Source organism: Streptomyces sp. NPDC033180, assembly GCF_055577645.1.
The window spans coordinates 648,907-666,995 of sequence record NZ_JBVIPU010000003.1 but is presented as its reverse complement, the minus strand read 5'-3'; the positions used below and the strand labels follow the sequence as shown (position 1 = coordinate 666,995).

The following is an 18,089-nucleotide window of genomic DNA, read 5'->3' as shown; positions in this document are numbered from 1 at the left end:
GGCGCTACGCTGCGGCGCATGGATCCCGCGGCCGTAGGCTCCGTCACCCGACTCGCGTCGAGCGTCGTCACTCCCCTGGTCAAGCGCCTTTTCGTACGTGAGGGTCCGGGCGCGGGCCTGGTGGAGAGACCCGTCCGGCTTTCGGGGCTCGTGTCCTTCCGGGGCGAGAAGCGAAAGCTGACCGACAAGGACCTGGCGAGGCTTGCGGCGGAGCTGGTGCGCCAGGCCGTACGGGCCTCCGGCGAGCGCGCCGTCCCCGCCGACGAGGAGCAGGCGGTCGTCGACGCGCTGGCCCGCACCCTGCACGCGCTGGGCGACCTCGCCCTCACGGACGTCCAGGCCGTCGAGCTCGGCCACAACGCCCTCGCGCTGCGCCTGCGCCGGGCGAGCGGCAACCCCGACCGTGACCTGTCCGCCGACACGGCGTACTTCTACGACCGCCTGCTCGACATGACGTGCCTGCACATCCTGCACTTCTTCACGCAACGCTCGGCCTTCGTGGCCCGGACACTGGTGGAACAGAGCCGCCGCCAGTCGGAACTGATCGCCAAGATCGACGAACTGATCGCCCGCAGCCCCCTTCCCGGGGCGGAGGACGTGGCCTTCGAGCAGCGGTATCTCGCGTACGTCGCGAAGAAGCACGGGAAGCTGACGATCTTCGGAATCGATCTGCCCCGTACGCCGGGGAAGTGGCCGCTGGACGCCGCGTACATGTCGCTGGAGGCGACGGATCGGACGCAGGCCCCGCGTCCGACCTACCCGCCCGGGTACGCCGAAGGACTGTGGAGCGCGCCGATCGCCCCCACGCCCCGCCCCGCCGACCAGTCACTGGCCGAGCACGACCGGGTGCTCCTGCGCGGCGAGGCGGGCTCCGGCAAGACGACACTCGTCCAGTGGCTCGCGGTCAGCGCCGCGAGCCCCGCCCCGGACGACGACCGCATGACGTACCTCTACGACCGCGTTCCCTACGTCCTCCCCCTCCGTACCCTCACCCGGCACGGCGAGCGCCTTCCCGCCCCCGCGGACTTCCTCTCGGCGGTCGGGTCCCCGCTGGCCGGCACGCAGCCCAAGGGCTGGGAGTCCCGCGTACTGACGGCGGGCCGCGCCCTGGTCCTGGTGGACGGCATCGACGAGATCCCGGAGTCGGAGCGCGCCCGCACGCGGGAGTGGCTGACGGACCTCATCGACGCCCACCCTGGCAACCGCTGGCTGGTGACGTCGCGGCCGGCGGCGGTACGGGAGGACTGGCTGGCCGAGGAGGGCTTCGCGGAGCTGACCCTGTCCCCCATGGGCAGGAAGGAGGTCACCGCCTTCATCAGCCGCTGGCACGGGGCGGCCGCGGCCGGTGTACCGGAGGAGGATGACGCGCTGGCTTCGTACGAGGCCCAGCTCCTGCAAGCCGTGTCCGCCAAGCCCGACCTGGGCCTCCTGGCGACCAATCCCCTGATGTGCGGACTGATCTGCGCCCTGCACCGCGACCGCAGGGGTTTCCTGCCGCTGAGCCGCAAGGATCTCTATACGGCGGCGCTGTCCATGCTGCTCGTCCGCCGCGACCGCGAGCGCGACATGGGGATGCCCGAGGTTCGCGAGGAGCCGCAGCTCCAGTTGCTGCAGCGTCTCGCGTACTGGCTGATCCGCAACGGCCGTACGGAGATGGACCGTTCGCGCGCGGAGACGGTCATCGCCGACGCTCTGCCGTCGGTCCCGGAACTGACCGGCCTCGGCGACGCGCAGGCCGTGTACGCCCACTTCCTCCACCGCAGCGGACTGCTCCGCGAACCGAGCCCCGGCACGGTCGACTTCATCCACCGCACCTTCCAGGACTTCCTGGGCGCGCGGGCCGTGGTGGACGAAGGGGACTTCGGCCTCCTGGTGCGGCAGGCCACGGACGACCAGTGGGCGGACGTCATCCGGATGGCCGTGGCGCAGGCGCGGCCACGTGAACGTGCGGAGATCTTCCGCGACTTGATCGAACTCGGCGACGCGCACACCGACGTACGGGCACGGAACAAGGTCCATCTGATGGCGGCGGCCTGCCTGGAGCACGCGGCGGAGCTGGCGCCGGATGTGCGGCGGGAGGTGGAGCGGCGGATGGCGGCGCTCATCCCGCCGCGCGGCACGAAGGAAGCTCGTGAGCTGGCGGCGATCGGGCCCATGGTTCTTGACCTGCTGCCGGGTCCGGACGCCCTGAGCAGGGACGAGGCTCGCCACGTGGCGGTGACCGCTACGCATGTCGCGTCGGACGCGGCGATCCCGTTCCTCGCGCGGTTCGCGCGGCATCCGTCCTGGCGGGTGCGCAGCCAGCTCATGTGGGGCTGGGGCAGATATGAGGCCCGCCCCTACGCGGAACAGGTCATCGCCCAACTCGACGACGGTACAACGCATTTCTCGCTCCAGAGCGACGCGCAGGTCGGAGAGCTCGAACGGCTGGGCCTGCGGCCGAAGCACCTGGACATCCGCGGCTCTGTTTCCGCCGAGGCCGCGTCGGGACTGATCGCGTCCTGTGTCCCCACCTCGCTGGCCCTGGAGATCGCCCCTGACCAGCTCACGACCGAGGCGCTCGACGGCCTGCGCCGCCTTGACTCACTGCGCTTCCTCAATCTCTCCCTCGACAGCGGGTGGTGGAGCCTCGCGCCCATCCCGGCCGAGGCTCCGCTGCGGACGCTCGGGATCGTCGGCAGCTGGGACGCGCTCGGTGACTCCCACCGCATGCGCAGGTGGCGGGAGTTGACCTGGATCATCTTCGGTTCCGACGACGGCCCGAACACCGCGGCCGACTGGCAGCACCTCGAAGACCTCCCCCGGCTCGAATGCCTGAGCCTGACGCCTTCCGTCCTCGCCCACGCGACTCCCCCGTTGCGTCTGCCGGCCCTCAAGGAACTGATCCTGACCAGCACCAACGGCTGGCAGGCAGCGACACCCCACCTGGCGGAGATCTTCCCGACGGTCACCCGCCTGCAGGTGACCACGCGGCCGGGCGAGGAGACATTGGACCTGAGCGCCGCCCCCCTCCCGCCGGCCCTCCGGCACGTGATCGTCCCGGACATCCAGGTGACCGGCCTCGACGCGATCCCTGACGGGGTCGAGGTCGACGTCTACCCGGCCACTACCGATTGAGCTGAAACCACACCCCCTTGCCACCCCCGGTGGGCGTCACCGGGACTGATCAACTACCGTCCCCCCAGGCGGGCGGCGCTCTTCCTCGTGCACGTCACCCTTCGTGTGCTGATGGACGTTGGTCACCAGCTCCGACGTACAGAGCGCGGCGGCCTCGGCGAGGTGACCGAGCCCCAGGGTGAGCAGCGTGCTGCGTACGAAGTCGCGGCAGATCTTGGGTGAGCTGGGTCCGACGGGGGCGAACAGGGTGTAGGCGCGCGGGAGTTCGTGTCGCTCGGCCCCACATACGAGGTCATGCACGGTTACGCCCATGAGACGCCTCCAAGGCGCGCGTAGGGGTTCGTTCGCTATGACGGGTGAGGTGCTGGGTGGCCCGGCCGCAGTGGCCTACTACCCTTCGCGAACAAGTCGCCCCCCGGCACGGGGACTTGGATCGGGCAGTGCGCTTCTGCGGCTGGGCAGGGGTTACCGCGTCCACGTGGCCGCCGACCACGACACCAGGACCATCCACCTCCGGGAGAGCGACACCCCGGAGGTAATCCTCAGCACAACACCCGAGGCCCTCGCAGCTCTGGTACGTACCCTCGTGAGCTGTCGGGGCCCGGCGTGATGTTGGTTACCGCTCAAAGCCAGGCGGCTTACGACTCGCCGCCCTGGCCGGCGCTGCCGATCGGGCCGACGTTGACCGAGGAGCCGGAGCCGTCGCTCGCGGGCAGCGTGGCGGCGCCCGGCCACTCCAGGGAGTACGACTTCGTCTCACCGGGAGGGGTCACCACGAGGCCCGTGACCCGGACCCCGGAGCCGCCCGTGTCGTTCATCGGGTAGCTGACGTAGAAGGACACCGACTCCCCGCCCGTGAGGACCATCTGGTCGGCGGGCTTCCCCTCACGCGTGGCGGACAGATTCCCCGCGTTGGTCTTCAGGTCGATGCCCGCGAACCCGGAGAGCAGGCAGCCCCGGTCACCGGGGTTCTTGAACGTCACCGCGACCGAACCCTTGTCGTCACCGTCGATGGTGCTGTCCGTCGCCGAGATGTCGAGATCATCCGTACGGCACTTCTCGGCCCGCTCGACGTTGCCCGCATCGCTCCCGGCCGCAGTGCCCTGCCCGCCCGAGCTCTTCCCGGCCGTGTCCTTCCCGCCGCCGCCCTGCTCAGTGCCGCCCGAGCCGGAACCACCCTGCTCCGAACCGCCGCCGGAGGAGGACTCGCTGGACGCGGCCGACGGGTCGCCCTGCCCCGTGACGTCATCGCCGTTGCAGGCCGTGAGCGAGAGGCTCGCGGCGACGGTGAGGGCTGCGGCGGCGAAGCGCAGGTTGCGGCGGCGGGTGGCGCGGGCGGTGGTGTTGGAACGCATGGCGGATCCCCCGGAAGGTAGTGGGTGGGTGTCGTTCCCCCTTGGGAACAACACCGACTCTGATCGAGGCCACTAACGCAGGGCTCCCACCCCACTAACATCCGCCTAACGCACCCGCGAGCAGCCGCGGGGGCCTGCACGGCGGACTGCCGGACAGGCCCCTGACCAGGCCATCAGCCCCAACGAGCGAGGCTCAGCGCTTGAGCGTGAAGGTGAAGTCGCCGGAGAGCTTTCCGCTCAGCCGGACCGCCGAGACGAGCTTTCCCTCCACGATCAGCCTCTCGACCTCGGCCCGCGAAAGACCGCAGCCTTCGGCGATCAGTCGCGCCGGCCGGACAGGAATCCGCGCCGCGAAGCGGACCGAGATGTCGATCGCCTCGCGGCCCAGGTGATCCGATCCGCCGGTGTCGAGGCGCCAGGCATCGCCCCAGTCGAGGGCGACGCGATTACGGCGCCGCAGGACCGGGTCCTGCAGCAACTCGCCCGCCAGAACAAGGTCGTTGTCGTGCATCCGCGCCAGCAGCTCAGGACGTATGGAGCGCACCTGCGCCCGCTCCAGAACCGTGAGCTTCGCGGTCTCCCCGCAGCCGGTACACAGGACGAGGAGCCAGGCGTCGAGGAGCTTGTGGTTGGCGTTGACGCGAAACTTGCCGTTCGCCCGGAAGCGTTCGGACGCGCAGTCGGGGCAACGGCGGAGGACGGTAGGCAGGCAGGTGGGCATGACCACCCAGCGATTGAGCACGAAGTACACCGGTTTCAGTGAGAAGTCCGCAGCAAAAGACAGCGCGGCGCGCAGGCGCGACGCGCGACGAATCAGCGCTCGGAAAAACTCACACGGTGTACAACGGCACGCCCTTCCCCAGACGACTCGGTCCGCCAGCACGGTAGTGGCACGCGACGCCCCCGCTCCACCGGTTTCCTGAACGCCTGTCTCCCCACCAGGCACGGCCCCGGATCGGCCGGCCACCGGAATACCCCGCCCCCGCCGACAGGTTGGCCCCCACATGACGACAGACGCGCACTTCGACCCCCACGCCCTGCTCGCGCAGAGCAGCCTCGGCGTGCTGGCCACGATCAAGGCCGACGGGCGGCCCCAGCTCTCGCCCGTCACGCCGTCGTACGACCGCTCCGCGGGCCTCATCCGCGTGTCGACGACGGCGAGGACCGCGAAGATCGCGAACCTGCGGCGCGACGCCCGCGCCACGCTGGAGGTGACGGGCCCCGACGGCCGTTCCTGGGCCACCGCCGAGTGCACCGCCACCCTCGTCGGCCCCGGAACCGACCCGCAGGGCCCGGAGGTGCGGGCCCTGGTGGACTACTACCGCGCCGCGGCCGGCGAGCACCCGGACTGGGACGAGTACCGCGCGGTCATGGTGTCCGACCAGCGGGTGCTGATCACCATGACGGTCGACAAGGTGTACGGCGCGAAGCTCGGCTGAGGACGCTGACTGGCGCCGAGGCCATCAGATTGCAGAAAAGTCCCGCTGCCCCGCCGCCCGGGGCACCCGAGCGGGCCTTCTGCACCGCCCAACTCCCCTCGGCACAGAAACTCTTCACCTACCCTCGACACATGGTCGAAGCCAGCGCGCTGGGCGCCCGCATCGCGTCCGGCGTCGTCGTGCCGCTCATCAAGAAGCTGTTCGTGGCGGACCAGCCGGGCGCGGCCCTGATCGACAGACCCGTGCGCATCGCCTCGCTCGTCTCCTTCAGCGGCGAGAAGCGCAGCGTCACGCCGAAGGACGTCGACAAGATCGCCGACGAGCTGGTCCGCAGGGCGCTCAAAGCCGCCGGGCCTCACGAACAGCCCATTGACGCGGCCGAAGCCCTCGCCGTCAGAAACGCCCTGGCCCACTCCCTCACCGCCCTCGGCACCATCACCATCGAGGACTACGAAGCCGTCGCCCTGGGGCCGGAAGGCTTCGCGGGGCTTCTGCGCTCCAACGCGGGCTCCGTCGTCATCTCCTTCGGCCTCAGCGAAAGCGCCGAGCTGTTCCACCTCCAGCTCCTGCGCACCGCCTCCCTCCACATCCTCAACTTCTTCTCCCAGCGCTCCACCTTCATTGCCCGCCAACAGGTGGCCCAGACCCAGCAGTTGGCCCGCATCGCCCAAACCGTCGACATCCTTCTCGACCGCCTCCCCTCCCAGACCGCCGAAGACGCCGCCTTCGAAGCCCGCTACGCCACCCACGTCGCCGAGCGCCACGGCACCCTCACCATCTACGGGCTCGACGCCGGTACCAGCGAGTGGCCCCTCGACACCGCCTACCTCAGCCTCGAAGCGACCCGCGAGCGCTCCGGGCCCGGCGGCAGCGGGCTGCACGTGCCCGCCGAGCAGGTCCTCGCGCAGCACGACCAGGTCCTGCTGCGCGGCGTCGCCGGATCCGGCAAGACCACCCTGGTCCAGTGGCTCGCCGTGACGGCGGCGAGCAGGACGTACGAGCATGGGCTCACGCATCTCATCGGGCGCGTGCCGTTCGTCCTGCCGATGCGGCGGATCCTGCGGCCGGGAGCCGAGCTGCCCATTCCGGGGAACTTCCTGGAAGCCGTCGCCTGCCCGGTCGCGGGCGAGCAGCCGCCCGGCTGGGTCGAACGCGTCCTGCGTGCCCGGCGCGGCGTACTCCTCGTCGACGGGATAGACGAAATCGCCGGCGATCGGAGGGAGTCCGCCCGGCGGTGGCTGCGTGAGCTGGCGCGGACCTTTCCCGGCAACCTGTGGCTCGTCACCTCACGCCCCTCCGCCGTCCCCGAGCAGTGGCTGACCGCCGCCGGCTTCAACGAACTCACGCTCTCCCCGATGTCCCGCCACGACGTCGCCACCTTCGTACGCCGCTGGCACAGCGCGGCGGGGGCGGACGAGTCGACCGGGGCCTTGCTGCTCCAGGCCGTACGGACCACGACCGAGCTGAACCGCCTCGCCACCAACCCCCTGATGTGCGGCATGCTCTGCGCCCTGCACCGCGACCGGAACGGCTTCCTGCCCGAGGACAGGAAGTCGCTCTACGAGGCCGCGCTGTCCATGATGCTCGAACGGCGGGACAGGGAGCGGGGGTTGGATGATCCGGGCGGGGTGCGGATTCCGTACGCCGCGCAGATCCAGCTCTTGCAGCGGCTCGCGTGGTGGCTGATCCGCAACAGCCGGTCGGAGATGGACCGTTCGGACGCGTTGCACATCATCTCGCAGGCGCTTCCCTCCCTGAACCTGAGCAGCGACGCGCAGGAGATCTACACCTCGCTCCTGCTGCGGTCCGGCCTGCTGCGTGAACCGGCCGACGGGCGCGTCGACTTCCTCCACCGCACGTTCCAGGACTATCTCGGCTCCCGTCTGGCAGTTCAGGAACTGGACTTCGATCTGCTCCTGAACAACGCGGACAAGGACCAGTGGGAGGACGTCGTCCTCCTCGCCATCGCCCACGCGCGCCCGAAGGAGGCCGAGCAGATGCTGCGCCGCCTCGTGGAGCGGGGCACCCCGCGCGGCAAGCTCCTCGCGGCGGCCGGGCTGCCGTATGCGGCGGAGGTGGCGCCCGCGGTCCGTTCGTTCGTGGAGGTCGGGGTGCGGCTGCTCGTGCCCCCGGGATCCAGCGCGGATGCCGAGGAACTCGCCCAGGCCGGCGGTGAGCTCGTACTCTCGCTGCTGCCCTCCGCCAAGGGGCTCGACGACCGCACGGCCCGCCATGTGGTGCGTACGGCATGCGAGTTGGGCAGCGAGTCGGCGCTGAACTTCCTGAGCCAGTTCCGCGATCACCCGAGCGCGGACGTCCAGCGGACCCTCGCCGCCTCCTGGCCGCGGTTCGACCGCGAGCTCTACGCCCGCGAGATACTCGCGCACCTGACCCGCCAGGCCCGCGTCACCGTGCGCGACACCGAGGACCTGCTCGCCCTGCGCTCCATCGGCGGCTGGGCCGACATCCAGGTCGTCGGCGCCTACCGCGTCGAGGACCTGACCGAACTCATCGTGCGCGAGCGGCTCACCCGGCTCAGTCTGGAGGCGTCCCATCCCGTCGAAGGACTCGCCTGGCTCTCGGCCTTCCCGAACCTCCAGCGGGTCCATGTGACCTCTGAGGTGACCGAGGCCGTGGCGCAGCAGATCCCGGACCGGATCGAGCTCATCACCCCACCACCGTGGCGGAGTTGACCTACCCTTGACCCTTCACGACGCACGCATGCTCCACGACGCACGAACGCCCCTTCACGACACACGAAATCCCACCCGCAGGGACCACCCATGTCCATGGAGCCCGTTGTCCGCATCCCCTCGACCCTCGCCGCACCCCTGGTACAACGGCTCATCCGGCAGCCTCCCGCGCAGCCGCCCACCACGCCCGACCTGATCGCCGCCCTCGCCACCTGGCGCGGCGCCGAAGCCCCTGCGACACCGGACGACGTGCACCGCGCCGCCGCGGACTTCGTCCACCTCGCCGCCGAGGCACACTCCACACCGACGACCGAACTGGCCTCCGTCGTCGACGTGTTGACCCGAACCCTCCTCGCCATCGGCGAACTGGACCTCACGGACGTGGACGCCGTGCGCCTGGGCCCACAGGACTACGCGCGGCGTCTGAGGGGCGCCGTGCAGGGCGCGGACCGCGCGCTCTCGCCCGGCGCCGCGTGGTTCCACGACGAGCTGCTCGTCGCCGTGTGCCTGCACGTCCTGTACCACTTCGTCCGGCGCTCCCCGCACATCCAGCGGCACATGGCCGAGCGGGCCAGCCGCATCCGCCAGCTCATCGACCTGAACGACGCGGAGGCCGCCTCCCGCCAGCCCGAACGCTCCCAGGAGGACCGGGACTTCGAGGCCGCGTACGGCGAAGAGGTCGTACGTCAGCACGGCTGGCTCACCATCGTCGGTGTGGACCTCGCCAACGCGCCGGACCGCTGGCCCCTGGAGGACACCTACCTCAGCCTGGAGGCCGAGGAGAGCAGCGGCAGCGGCGTACCGGGCGAGCCGCGCACCGTGCTGCTCGCCGACCGGGCCCTTGAGGGGCACGAGCGGGTGCTCCTTCGCGGCGACGCGGGCTCGGGCAAGACGACCCTCGTGCAGTGGCTCGCCGTGGCCGCGGCACGCGAGGGCGCCCGCGTGCCCTTCGTCCTGCCCGTACGCCGCTTCGCCCGCGAGGGCTTCCCCGCCCCGGACGACTTCCTGCACGCCATCCGCCACCCGCTGGCCGACCGGGCCCCGGAGGGCTGGGTCGTACGCACCCTCCTCGCGGGCCGCGCCATGCTCCTCGTGGACGGCATCGACGAGGCCCCGGAGGCCACCCGCGGCGAACTGCGCAACCAGCTGCGCCGCCTGCTTCGCATCTTCTCCGGCAACGGCTGCCTGGTGACGTCCCGCCCCTCCGCCGTCGAGGACGGCTGGCTCGCCCAGGAGCGCCTCGCCGAAGAGGGCTTCAAGGAACTCTCCCTCGCGCCGATGTCCCGCGACCAGGTCACCCACTTCGTCCACGACTGGCACGCGGCCGCGTTGAGCGACGACCAGTGCAAGGAACAGGCGGAGCGCGACAAGCTGCGGGAGTACGAACAGCGCCTCCTGCACTCCGTGCGCATCTACCGCGAGCTGCGCCAGCTCGCCACCAACCCCCTGATGTGCGGCCTGATCTGCGCCCTCAACCGCGACCGCTCCGGCTCCCTCCCCAAGGGCCGCAAGGAGCTGTACGACGCCGCCCTGGAGATGCTCCTCCAGCGCCGCGACCCCGAGCGCGACGTGTTGTACGCCGATGATGTGCGGCTCCAGCAAGGTCCCCGGGAGCTGCTCCTGCGGAAGCTGGCCCACGCGATGGTGGAGGAGGGCGTCTCGGAGCTGCCGCGCGAGCGCGTGGTCGCCATCCTGGACGGCGCGCTGCCCGCCATTCCCTCCGCACGCGCCGAGGGCGACGGCGAGAAGATCTTCCGCCATCTGCTGCACCGCACGGGCCTGCTGCGTGAACAGGCCGGGCTTTCGGTGGACTTCATCCACCGCACCTTCCAGGACTATCTGGCCGCCAAGGAGATAGTGGCCCGCGGCCAGTTCCGCACCCTGGTCGAGCACGCGCACCGCGCCGAGTGGGAGGAGGTCATCCGCATGGCCGCCGCCCACGCCCGGCCCGAGGAGTGCGCCGACTTCCTTGAGCGGCTCCTTGCCGCCGCCCCGAACCTACGCCGCCCGCACGTGAACCACCGGCGCCTGATGGCAGCGGCCTGCCTGGAGCACGTCACCGAACTCGACCCTGCGGTGCAGCAGCTCGTCCACGACCGTACGAAGAACCTGGTGCGGCCCCAGACGGAACTGGCCGCCCGCAGCCTCGGCTGGGTCGGCCCGATCGTCCTCGAGCAGCTGCCGGACCCCGAGCAGGTGCCGAGCGACCAGCAGGCGCTCCTCCTGGCGATCACGGCCACCCGCGTCCAGGACGACGCCGCCATCGACTACCTCGCCCGCCTGCGCCACCGCTCGGCGCTGTCCATCCGGTTGGAACTGGTCCGACCGTGGCGGCACTTCGACACCGAGCGGTACGCGCGCGAGATCATCGCCCACCTCGACCCGGTCGGCCTGTACTACCCGGTCTCCGACCCCGCCGAGCTTGCGGCGCTGCGGAATCTCGGCGGGCGGCCGTGGATCCAGGTGGTGGGCGTGATGCGCACCGAGGAGCTCCTCGACGGCCTGGAGCACGACCAGCTCACCCACCTGTGGATCACCGCCGAGCTGGCCGACACGGACGTCTCGTGGCTCTCGCGCTTCCCGAACCTGAGCGTGCTGCGAGTGAACCCCCGCCTGCCCCGCATGCGGAACGTCCCGGAGGGGGTCACGATCACGGCGTAGGGGGCGGGGAGCGCCCCGTAAGGGGGCGCGGGGAACTGCGCGACCAGCCACAAGGCACCCGCAGCCAAAGGTCAAGGCAAAAGGGGCTGCCCCGGACCATGAGAAACGGTCCGGGGCAGCCCCAGTGAGCCTCTACGGCGTAAGCCCGGCGGGCTACGCCTCCTTGCTCAGGTTGGGCCCGGCGCCACCAGCCGCCTGCTCGATCGGCGGGACGTCCGGAAGCGCCGCCTTCTCCTCGCCGCGGAAGGTGAACTTGGCTTCCTCGCCCTCACCCTCCGTGCCGACGACCACGATGTGGCCGGGGCGGAGCTCGCCGAAGAGGATCTTCTCCGACAGGATGTCCTCGATCTCGCGCTGGATCGTCCGGCGCAGCGGCCGGGCGCCCATGACCGGGTCGTAACCCTTCTTGGCCAGGAGCTTCTTCGCGTCACCGCTGAGCTCGATGCCCATGTCGCGGTCCTTGAGACGCTCGTCGACCTTGTCGGTCATGAGGTCGACGATCTGGATGATGTCTTCCTCGGTGAGCTGGTGGAAGACCACCGTGTCGTCGACACGGTTCAGGAACTCCGGGCGGAAGTGCTGCTTCAGCTCGTCGTTGACCTTGGTCTTCATGCGCTCGTAGTTCGTCTTGACGTCACCCGCGGCGGCAAATCCGAGGTTGAAGCCCTTGGAGATGTCACGCGTGCCGAGGTTGGTCGTCATGATGATGACCGTGTTCTTGAAGTCCACGACCCGGCCCTGGGAGTCGGTCAGGCGACCGTCCTCCAGGATCTGGAGCAGCGAGTTGAAGATATCCGGGTGGGCCTTCTCGACCTCGTCGAAGAGGACGACCGAGAACGGCTTGCGGCGGACCTTCTCCGTCAGCTGACCGCCCTCTTCGTAACCGACATATCCGGGCGGCGAACCGAAGAGACGCGAGACCGTGTGCTTCTCGCTGAACTCCGACATGTCGAGGGAGATCAGGGCGTCCTCGTCACCGAAGAGGAATTCGGCGAGCGTCTTGGAAAGCTCCGTCTTACCGACACCGGACGGGCCGGCGAAGATGAACGAACCACCGGGACGCTTCGGGTCCTTCAGACCGGCGCGCGTACGACGAATCGCCTGCGAGAGCGCCTTGATGGCGTCCTTCTGGCCGATGACCCGCTTGTGGAGCTCGTCCTCCATGCGCAGCAGACGCGAGGACTCCTCCTCGGTCAGCTTGAAGACCGGAATGCCCGTCGCCGTGGCGAGGACCTCGGCGATGAGCTCGCCGTCGACCTCGGCGACGACGTCCATGTCGCCGGCCTTCCACTCCTTCTCGCGCTTGGCCTTCGCCGCGAGCAGCTGCTTCTCCTTGTCACGCAGAGAGGCGGCCTTCTCGAAGTCCTGCGAGTCGATCGCGGACTCCTTGTCGCGGCGGACACCCGCGATCTTCTCGTCGAACTCGCGGAGGTCCGGCGGCGCGGTCATCCGGCGGATGCGCATCCGGGAGCCGGCCTCGTCGATCAGGTCGATCGCCTTGTCCGGCAGGAAGCGGTCCGAGATGTACCGGTCGGCCAGGGTGGCGGCCTGCACCAGCGCCTCGTCCGTGATGGAGACCCTGTGGTGGGCCTCGTAACGGTCGCGCAGACCCTTGAGGATCTCGATGGTGTGCGGCAGGGACGGCTCCGCGACCTGGATGGGCTGGAAGCGGCGCTCGAGGGCCGCGTCCTTCTCCAGGTGCTTGCGGTACTCGTCCAGCGTCGTGGCACCGATGGTCTGCAGCTCGCCTCGCGCCAGCATCGGCTTGAGGATGCTCGCGGCGTCGATCGCGCCCTCGGCGGCGCCCGCACCCACCAGGGTGTGGAGCTCGTCGATGAACAGGATGATGTCGCCGCGGGTGCGGATCTCCTTGAGGACCTTCTTCAGGCGCTCCTCGAAGTCACCGCGGTAGCGCGAACCGGCGACCAGCGCGCCCAGGTCAAGCGTGTAGAGGTGCTTGTCCTTCAGCGTCTCGGGCACCTCGCCCTTGACGATGGCCTGCGCCAGGCCCTCGACGACGGCGGTCTTGCCGACGCCGGGCTCGCCGATGAGCACGGGGTTGTTCTTCGTACGGCGGGACAGCACCTGCATGACCCGCTCGATCTCCTTCTCGCGCCCGATGACCGGGTCGAGCTTGGACTCACGAGCGGCCTGGGTGAGGTTCCGGCCGAACTGGTCGAGCACCAGGGACGTGGAGGGCGTGCCCTCCGCAGGACCGCCTGCGGTGGCGGTCTCCTTGCCCTGGTAACCGGAGAGCAGCTGGATGACCTGCTGCCGCACCCGGTTGAGATCGGCACCCAGCTTCACGAGGACCTGGGCGGCGACGCCCTCGCCCTCGCGGATCAGGCCGAGCAGGATGTGCTCCGTGCCGATGTAGTTGTGGCCCAGCTGAAGGGCCTCGCGGAGCGAAAGCTCCAGCACCTTCTTGGCACGGGGGGTGAAGGGGATGTGCCCGGACGGGGCCTGCTGGCCCTGACCGATGATCTCCTCCACCTGCTGGCGGACCGCCTCGAGCGAAATCCCGAGGCTCTCCAGGGCCTTAGCGGCGACACCCTCGCCCTCGTGGATCAAGCCCAGGAGGATGTGCTCGGTGCCGATGTAGTTGTGGTTGAGCATCCGGGCTTCTTCCTGAGCCAGGACGACAACCCGCCGCGCGCGGTCGGTGAACCTCTCGAACATCGTTAATCGCTCCTCAGAGCGGTCAGGCAGTAAGGGGGCTGTCCCCTCCCTGTCCTTCCGCAGCTTAGTCCCGCAAGCGGGGACCGCTCATTCCAACTGCCGACACCCGGCCGAGAACAAGAGGTGCCTCCTGACCCCGAACGCCGACAACTGCTCCAACCCGATGGTGCGAGACGATGTTCCCGCAGGCCAAGCACTTACCCTCACCACCACTACGCCGATGGCGAACGTGAGACGGCCTTGCGCGTGTGTCGCCCCTCCCCACTAGGGATGTCTTACCCGCAACGACTGACACTCCATGCGGCGCGCGCCGGTTCCCTCCGCTACGGGCGAACACCCTTGCGCGGCCGAACACGCCTTTACGCCCTCTTTCCGGGCACTGAACGCAATCGCAACACCACGCTGCGTAACCCGAGACCCTTCCGGCCGGTTGCTCCCTGCATGGCCTTCACCGTTCCCCAGCCCCGTGTACCGGTCGAGCAGAGCGACCCGGTGCGGCGGTGGTACGCGAACGAACTCGGCTGGGCGACGGACGACCGCCTTCCCGGGCTGCCGGTGCGGCTCCTGACGGGGCTCCGCTTCGACGTACTGCAGCTGCCCGCCGAGGCCGGTTTCGCCGCACTGCGCCATCTCGGGCCGAAGGCTCCGGTGGCGCTGCGTGGAGACTCGATGCGGCTCTTCGTGGCCGCGGGGAGCGCCGACGAGCTGCCGGGGCTCCTGGAGTGGCTGGAGTGGGGCGGCATCCCCCTGGACCTCACGGCCATTGGTGCGGGCGGACGGATCGACGCGCCCACGCCTCCGGGGTGGTCCGGCACGCAGGGGGCCGCCGTATGGCTGCGACCCCCAGAGCCCGGGTGCGAGGTGGAGCCGACGCTGCCGGCACTGCCGTCCCTGTCGTGCGTGGGGGGTGGCACCATGCCCCACAGCGACCCCGCCGTGGGCTCCGGTCTCGTACGACTTGTGGACACGGCGGCAACGCAGTGCCACCGGGTCCGATTGCGACGGACCCGTCGTCAGCCGTTGGCCTTCTCGTAGGCCTCGCGAATGGAAGCGGGGACGCGGCCGCGGTCGTTGACCTCGAAACCGTTGTCCTTCGCCCAGGCGCGGATCGCCGCGGTGTCCTGACCGCCGCTCGCGGCGGAGGCACGGGCTTTGGAACGCCCGGCCGAACCACGGCCACCGGTACGACGACCACCCTTGAGGTAAGGCTCAAGGAGACCGCGGAGCTTGTCCGCGTTCGACGTGGTGAGGTCGATCTCGTACGACTTGCCGTCCAGCGCAAACGTCACGGTCTCGTCTGCCTCGCCACCGTCGAGGTCATCGACAAGAAGGACCTGAACCTTCTGTGCCACCGGATTTCCTTTCATCGATAACTTAGGGCGGGATCGCACGGCACGAGCCGCGGAATCGCCGCCCCCTGTTATATGCAGTACTGCAGTACGTCGGAAAGCAAACCGCTTTTGCTGGAAAAACACAAACCCCCGGGAGAGACCGGGGGCCCCGAGAAGCCAGGAAACATGCGCGTTTCGGACATAGGGAACCGGGGCAGCAGGCAGCTCGGAATACCGGCGAACGATCACAGATGCAGAAGCATCCGGCTGTTGCCCAAGGTGTTCGGTTTCACTCGTTCGAGGCCGAGGAACTCCGCGACACCCTCGTCTTTGGAACGCAGCAGCTCGCTGTAGACATCTCCGTCGACAGGCGTCTCCCCGATCTCCACGAAGCCGTGCTTGGCGAAGAAGTCGACTTCGAAGGTGAGACAGAAAACCCGCCGGACACCGAGCCAGCGAGCGGTCTGGAGCAACTTCCCCAACAGCTGATGACCCACTCCGGCGCCCTTGACGTCGGGGTTCACCGCGAGAGTGCGCACTTCCGCGAGGTCTTCCCACATCACATGCAGGGCGCCGCAGCCTACGACCTCGGCGTTGTCATCGCGTTCCGCCACCCAGAACTCCTGGATGGACTCGTAAAGGGCGACTGTCGCTTTGTCGAGCAGGATCCCCTGACGGGTGTAGGAGTCGAGGAGGTTGCGTACGACCGGCACATCGGCTGTGCGCGCCCGGCGTACGGAGACTGCTTTAGCGCTGAGTTCAGGGGGTTCCGCTGGCATGACCGGACGCTATCGCTCTGCTTCCGGCTCCGCCTCGCCGGGGTTCTCCGGGGCTTGAGTGGCGGGAGCTTGAGTACCGGGGGCTTGAGTGGCGGGGGCTCGGGAGATCGGCGCTTCGGAGATGGGGGTTTGAGAGTCCGGGCCCACGATCCGCATCGCGTCACTGAGTGCTTCGCGCTGTTCCGCCGACATCATCCCGAAGAACGCGACGAGAGCGGCGGCCGGGTTGTCGCTCTGCGACCATGCTTCGTTCATCAGTGCGGCGGCGTAGGCGGCCCGAGTGGAGACCGCCTCATATCGATAGGCGCGGCCTTCCGCTTCACGGCGCACCCAGCCCTTCTGATGAAGATTGTCCAAAACGGTCATGACGGTGGTGTACGCGATGGACCGTTCCTGCTGAAGGTCTTCCAGGACTTCTCGAACGGTCACGGGGCGGTTCCACTTCCACACCCGTGTCATGACTGAGTCTTCGAGTTCTCCCAAGGGGCGAGGCACACCAGAACAATAGTGGGAGATGTCACTAATGGCGTGACGGACGTGGCGGAGGTGCCATTTCCCCAACAAAAAGGGCGTACGACTCGGAATGTGAGCGAGTCGTACGCCAGTCGGCCCTGGGTGGGGTGTCAGGCCTTGGGGGTCTGCCGGGCGCCCTCGGCGCGGGAGATCACGGCGTCGACGGCCGCGTCCTCCTTGGCCTTGTTGGCGCCGCCCTGGGTCTTCACGATGGTCACGATGAGACCGCCGAAGAACACGGCCATCACTACGGGGGGCAGGAGCGCGGAGACGTATTCCATGCCCCCCAGAGTAGCTAGCCCGCGGCGCGCTGGTGCGGCGGGTCCGCGGGACGGCGCTTGGGAGGGAAGACCTCGGCCGGGGTCGGCACGGGGCGGGGCGGCTCCGGAGTGGCCGGTTTCGCCGGTGGGGAGTTCGGCGTCTTGGGCTTCGGCGCCGCACGGTCGTCCGCCCCGCTCCGGCCGCCGGGGAGGGCGAGCAGGCGTGTGCGCGAGGCGGGCACGAGCGGGCGGGGCGCCGGGACGGTCGCATGGGACCGGCCCGAGAGACGGGCGCGTACGGCCTGTTCGGCGACGGCCCGGCAGCGGGCGAGGAGGGCGGCGGCGACCGGGTTGCCGCGCAGGGCGCGCAGCGCGGCGAGATCGTCGGCGCCCGGCTGGTAGCCGGAGCCGAGGGCGTCCTCCAGGAGCGCGAGGTAGCCGGTTGCGGTGCCGGGCAGGGCCGTCCGGTAGCGGGCGAGGTCGGCCAGCAGGAAGGCGCGGAGCCTGGCGCCCTCGCTCACCGCTTCGTCGACGGCGCCGGCGAGGCGTAGGCAGTCCTGGACGTCCTCGTCGGAGACGGGGCTGGGATGCAGGGCGAGGCCCAGAGCGCGGCGGAGCACACGCAGTTCCTCCGCACCGAAGGCCATGCCGCCGCGAGATCCGTATGGCGTGGGCATGGACTGACGATACGTGCAAAGTGGACAAAATCGGCTTAACGCCAATGTGTGGCGTGTTAACGCCAATGTGTGGCGTGGCTTCCTACGCACTCACTCCGAGCGGCGGCGGATCATCGCGAAGACGACCGCGCCGACTCCGAGGGCCCCTGCCGCGGCGGCGGCGATCCAGGGGAGCACGCCCGCTCCGGTGTCCGCCATGGTGCCGTCGGGGCCGCGCTCCTCCCTGTCCGGTGAGGTGCTGGAGGCAGGGGTCGTGCTTGAGGTGGGGGATGACGTGGGGGTCGTGCTCGAGGTGGTGGACGGAGCGGGCGTCGCGGCCAGGACACTCACCGCGTGCACGGCACGACCGCCCTCGGACCCGCTGGCCGTGCTCGCCGTCGCGGCAGGACCGGCAAGGCCTGCCAGCACCCCGGCCGCCACGGCCGCGACCAGTCTTCCCCTACGCCCCATTTGCTCCACGCCCGCTCGAACCTTCTCAAGTCCCGTCCCTGCGCAGACTCTTGTATGGGGCGCAGGGTTGTGTGCGCAACCCCCGCTTATGAGCCGACCGTTATGAGCCGGTGCCCCGGCCGCGGATCTCGGCCG

The 18,089-nt window shown here is 69.6% G+C and carries 15 protein-coding genes; 5 read left to right on the top strand and 10 right to left on the bottom strand.

The genetic code is table 11. The annotated features are described in order from the left end of the window. Nucleotides 1-18 precede the first annotated feature (18 nt). A complete protein-coding gene (locus tag ACZ5WE_RS13785) occupies nt 19-3,117 on the top strand; it encodes an NACHT domain-containing protein (protein WP_467686164.1) in 3,099 nt (1,032 codons plus the stop codon). A gap of 36 nt (nt 3,118-3,153) precedes the next feature. Here ACZ5WE_RS13785 and ACZ5WE_RS13780 read toward each other — a convergent pair whose 3' ends face one another. From ACZ5WE_RS13780 to ACZ5WE_RS13770, 3 genes are all read right to left on the bottom strand, one after another. Then, entirely contained in the window at nt 3,154-3,429 is a 276-nt protein-coding gene (locus ACZ5WE_RS13780) for a hypothetical protein (protein WP_467686162.1), read from the bottom strand. A gap of 326 nt (nt 3,430-3,755) precedes the next feature. Then, the gene (locus ACZ5WE_RS13775) at nt 3,756-4,472 is read right to left on the bottom strand and encodes a DUF4232 domain-containing protein (RefSeq protein ID WP_467686160.1); all 717 of its coding nucleotides are present in this window, start codon (nt 4,470-4,472) and stop codon (nt 3,756-3,758) included. A gap of 193 nt (nt 4,473-4,665) precedes the next feature. Next, nucleotides 4,666-5,214 carry a DUF1062 domain-containing protein gene (locus tag ACZ5WE_RS13770; protein ID WP_467686265.1) on the bottom strand — a complete coding sequence of 183 codons (549 nt, stop codon included), beginning with the start codon at nt 5,212-5,214 and terminating at the stop codon, nt 4,666-4,668. A gap of 262 nt (nt 5,215-5,476) precedes the next feature. Between ACZ5WE_RS13770 and ACZ5WE_RS13765 the strand changes: the two genes are divergently transcribed. The 3 genes from ACZ5WE_RS13765 (at nt 5,477) to ACZ5WE_RS13755 (ending at nt 11,265) form a co-directional block, all read left to right on the top strand. Next, nucleotides 5,477-5,911, top strand: a complete 435-nt coding sequence (locus tag ACZ5WE_RS13765) for a PPOX class F420-dependent oxidoreductase (protein WP_467686159.1) — start codon at nt 5,477-5,479, stop codon at nt 5,909-5,911. A gap of 131 nt (nt 5,912-6,042) precedes the next feature. Beyond that, a complete protein-coding gene (locus tag ACZ5WE_RS13760) occupies nt 6,043-8,604 on the top strand; it encodes an NACHT domain-containing protein (RefSeq protein WP_467686157.1) in 2,562 nt (853 codons plus the stop codon). A gap of 90 nt (nt 8,605-8,694) precedes the next feature. Beyond that, on the top strand, nt 8,695-11,265 hold the full coding sequence (locus ACZ5WE_RS13755; RefSeq protein WP_467686155.1) for an NACHT domain-containing protein: 2,571 nt from the start codon (nt 8,695-8,697) through the stop codon (nt 11,263-11,265). Nucleotides 11,266-11,418: 153 nt separating this feature from the next. On the opposite strand, the gene ACZ5WE_RS13750 is transcribed toward ACZ5WE_RS13755, so the two are convergent. Continuing rightward, nucleotides 11,419-13,944, bottom strand: a complete 2,526-nt coding sequence (locus tag ACZ5WE_RS13750; protein ID WP_467686153.1) for an ATP-dependent Clp protease ATP-binding subunit — start codon at nt 13,942-13,944, stop codon at nt 11,419-11,421. A gap of 441 nt (nt 13,945-14,385) precedes the next feature. On the opposite strand from ACZ5WE_RS13750, the gene ACZ5WE_RS13745 reads away from it, so the two are divergent. Continuing rightward, the gene (locus ACZ5WE_RS13745; RefSeq protein WP_467686151.1) at nt 14,386-14,979 is read left to right on the top strand and encodes an SCO3374 family protein; all 594 of its coding nucleotides are present in this window, start codon (nt 14,386-14,388) and stop codon (nt 14,977-14,979) included. Here the strand turns inward: ACZ5WE_RS13745 and ACZ5WE_RS13740 are convergent. From ACZ5WE_RS13740 to ACZ5WE_RS13715, 6 genes are all read right to left on the bottom strand, one after another. Beyond that, the gene (locus ACZ5WE_RS13740) at nt 14,958-15,296 is read right to left on the bottom strand and encodes a histone-like nucleoid-structuring protein Lsr2 (RefSeq protein WP_467686149.1); all 339 of its coding nucleotides are present in this window, start codon (nt 15,294-15,296) and stop codon (nt 14,958-14,960) included. The two genes, ACZ5WE_RS13745 and ACZ5WE_RS13740, sit on opposite strands and share 22 nt — an antisense overlap. Nucleotides 15,297-15,520: 224 nt before the next feature. Continuing rightward, on the bottom strand, nt 15,521-16,054 hold the full coding sequence (locus tag ACZ5WE_RS13735; RefSeq protein WP_393396926.1) for an amino-acid N-acetyltransferase: 534 nt from the start codon (nt 16,052-16,054) through the stop codon (nt 15,521-15,523). Between the two features lie 9 nt (nt 16,055-16,063). Next, nucleotides 16,064-16,549, bottom strand: a complete 486-nt coding sequence (locus ACZ5WE_RS13730; protein ID WP_467686147.1) for a BlaI/MecI/CopY family transcriptional regulator — start codon at nt 16,547-16,549, stop codon at nt 16,064-16,066. A gap of 128 nt (nt 16,550-16,677) precedes the next feature. Continuing rightward, entirely contained in the window at nt 16,678-16,848 is a 171-nt protein-coding gene (locus ACZ5WE_RS13725) for a hypothetical protein (RefSeq protein ID WP_202121271.1), read from the bottom strand. 14 nt (nt 16,849-16,862) lie between these two features. After that, a complete protein-coding gene (locus tag ACZ5WE_RS13720) occupies nt 16,863-17,474 on the bottom strand; it encodes a hypothetical protein (RefSeq protein WP_467686263.1) in 612 nt (203 codons plus the stop codon). Between the two features lie 120 nt (nt 17,475-17,594). After that, entirely contained in the window at nt 17,595-17,954 is a 360-nt protein-coding gene (locus ACZ5WE_RS13715; protein ID WP_467686145.1) for a hypothetical protein, read from the bottom strand. Nucleotides 17,955-18,089 lie beyond the last annotated feature (135 nt).

Bases quoted from the DNA above. Each gene is read 5' to 3' on its own strand.
- ACZ5WE_RS13735 (WP_393396926.1), bottom strand. From the start codon at position 16,054: ATGCCAGCGGAACCCCCTGAACTCAGCGCTAAAGCAGTCTCCGTACGC.
- ACZ5WE_RS13745 (WP_467686151.1), top strand. From the start codon at position 14,386: ATGGCCTTCACCGTTCCCCAGCCCCGTGTACCGGTCGAGCAGAGCGAC.
- ACZ5WE_RS13760 (WP_467686157.1), top strand. From the start codon at position 6,043: ATGGTCGAAGCCAGCGCGCTGGGCGCCCGCATCGCGTCCGGCGTCGTC.
- ACZ5WE_RS13750 (WP_467686153.1), bottom strand. From the start codon at position 13,944: ATGTTCGAGAGGTTCACCGACCGCGCGCGGCGGGTTGTCGTCCTGGCT.
- ACZ5WE_RS13775 (WP_467686160.1), bottom strand. From the start codon at position 4,472: ATGCGTTCCAACACCACCGCCCGCGCCACCCGCCGCCGCAACCTGCGC.
- ACZ5WE_RS13720 (WP_467686263.1), bottom strand. From the start codon at position 17,474: ATGGCCTTCGGTGCGGAGGAACTGCGTGTGCTCCGCCGCGCTCTGGGC.
- ACZ5WE_RS13755 (WP_467686155.1), top strand. From the start codon at position 8,695: ATGTCCATGGAGCCCGTTGTCCGCATCCCCTCGACCCTCGCCGCACCC.
- ACZ5WE_RS13725 (WP_202121271.1), bottom strand. From the start codon at position 16,848: ATGGAATACGTCTCCGCGCTCCTGCCCCCCGTAGTGATGGCCGTGTTC.
- ACZ5WE_RS13715 (WP_467686145.1), bottom strand. From the start codon at position 17,954: ATGGGGCGTAGGGGAAGACTGGTCGCGGCCGTGGCGGCCGGGGTGCTG.
- ACZ5WE_RS13765 (WP_467686159.1), top strand. From the start codon at position 5,477: ATGACGACAGACGCGCACTTCGACCCCCACGCCCTGCTCGCGCAGAGC.
- ACZ5WE_RS13780 (WP_467686162.1), bottom strand. From the start codon at position 3,429: ATGGGCGTAACCGTGCATGACCTCGTATGTGGGGCCGAGCGACACGAA.
- ACZ5WE_RS13785 (WP_467686164.1), top strand. From the start codon at position 19: ATGGATCCCGCGGCCGTAGGCTCCGTCACCCGACTCGCGTCGAGCGTC.